Below are 1,943 nucleotides of genomic sequence, written 5' to 3' on the forward strand. Positions count from 1 at the left end.
GGGTCGCCGAAAATCGAACCGACCCCACCACCCACCACAGGGACCTATAACGGTGTCTAGGGGGACCCCACCCGGCACCTCTCACCTCGCGGTGGGACCGACCGATCTAGTCTGGTGGCGGTCCTCTATCCTCGTCGCGCCGGAAGTCTCCCGACGCAGCCGACACCCAGTCCTCGACGATCGGATCCCACGCCATCAGTGACCAGTCCTCCTCGAGCGCACTGCCGTCACGATCGTCGCCGCCCGGATCGCGTGGATCGAGATCGACGTCGGCGCTAGATCCGTACCGCCGCGACCCCGACGGCAGGAACGACAGCGAGCCACGACCGAGGTACGCACTGATGTAGTGCGCCGCGTTCCGTGCGTCCACCCGCCGGATGTCCACCACCCGGCCGAGGCCGACGCGCTCGGCCAACTGCGACAGTTCCCGCTGCGGCAGGAACCGATCCACGAGCAGGTGCAGGTGCGGCCGGTCCCGCTCGTCTCCCTCGTGCCGCACCCACAGATACGACAGGTTTGGATAGCGGTCCCTCAGTTCCGTCCTCAGCGCGTTCCACCGATCGGTGATGTACTCGTGCTTCTCCTCCTTCGACGCGGGCGCTCTGCGGTCCACTGTGAGCGTCAGGAACCGACGCATCTCCGGGCGCTCCTCCGTGATCCGTTCTATCTCCTCGATCAGTCCCATCCTCAGCCGGTGGCCGCAACACTCGCAGTCCCACGAACCGCAACGGTACGACGCCTGTTCCCCCGATTCTGTCTGGTACTTCAGGTGCGCCAAGTCCTTCCGGCAGTCCGGCCGCTCCCGATCCGGCCCGCAATCCCAGTCCCGACCGAGCCGTGACTGCTCATCCAACTCGACCTCGCCGTCGACGGGATCCGCGCTCACTCCGACCACCCCGACCGACGCGATCGCGAGCTGCTCCACGAGTGGCCCGACAGCACGTCCGGCCCAGCTGGGGCGGCACTATCCGACGACCGCGACGAAGACGAGCCGGTGGCACCGCACCGCACCATAGCCACCGGCACGTCTTCTACCGCACCGCACGGTGGAACGCCTGAATTGGCGAAGCATAGCGGCTCTTGAGTTGTTCTAACTAGCGTCGAGTAAAGACCGCACCGCCGCCGCACCGCCACCGCACAAGATAGCCCCCTCCCGCCGGTCGGGGGCGTGCGGATCGGGCGGCCCTCGAGCCGGGTACGCCGGCTCTCGGGCAAATCAAGATCGCCCGATCCTTGCGGTGGATCGGCGCTTAGTCGTCCAGACCGAGCGTTTCCGTGAACCGTCGAAACACTTACTGACTCGGCTGAGAGAGGACAGAGCGAGGACGAACCCTCCGGCCAAGAGGTTTCCACCGGGCGATTCTGCCACAAATCGCGTCCGGTGGAATCGTCCGTCGCCCGGGCCTTCTCCGGGCATTCACTCACGTTGCGTAGCTTTGACTGCGACGAGAACGACTAGCCCCTTAAAGAATACTGACCTTTCACCCCGGCAGAACATCTACCTATCCCGATACTACCAACACGCCCACATATTGTTATTAGCAGTTCTAACCATAGCCAGACAGAACCCGAAACCGCATGACAGCGCAGGGGTCGCCGATCGCCCCGGAGTATCACCCATCACAACTTACCGCCGTCTTGCGATTCTTCCCCCTGTCGAATCCCGGCCCTATCCGTACAATCGCAGGACGGCGTAAGGATACCCCTGTCTGAACCGCCACAACTTACCGCCGTCTTGCGATTCTCCCACCACAATCACTCGCCCCTCCGCTCCCTAATCGCAGGACGGCGCAAGGGTCGCCGAAAATCGAACCGACCCCACCACCCACCACAGGGACCTATAACGGTGTCTAGGGGGACCCCACCCGGCACCTCTCACCTCGCGGTGGGACCGACCGATCTAGTCTGGTGGCGGTCCTCTATCCCTGTCTCTTATACACATC

At 64.0% G+C, this 1,943-nt stretch carries 1 protein-coding gene; it reads right to left on the reverse strand.

Annotated features, from left to right (window positions below):
- Positions 1-106: 106 nt before the first annotated feature.
- Positions 107-925, reverse strand: a complete 819-nt coding sequence (locus C448_RS12645) for a rolling circle replication-associated protein (protein WP_004045523.1) — start codon at positions 923-925, stop codon at positions 107-109.
- Positions 926-1,943 lie beyond the last annotated feature (1,018 nt).

Origin of the sequence: Halococcus morrhuae DSM 1307, from assembly GCF_000336695.1 — an archaeon.
In the GTDB taxonomy this organism is placed as follows: Archaea; Halobacteriota; Halobacteria; order Halobacteriales; family Halococcaceae; genus Halococcus; species Halococcus morrhuae.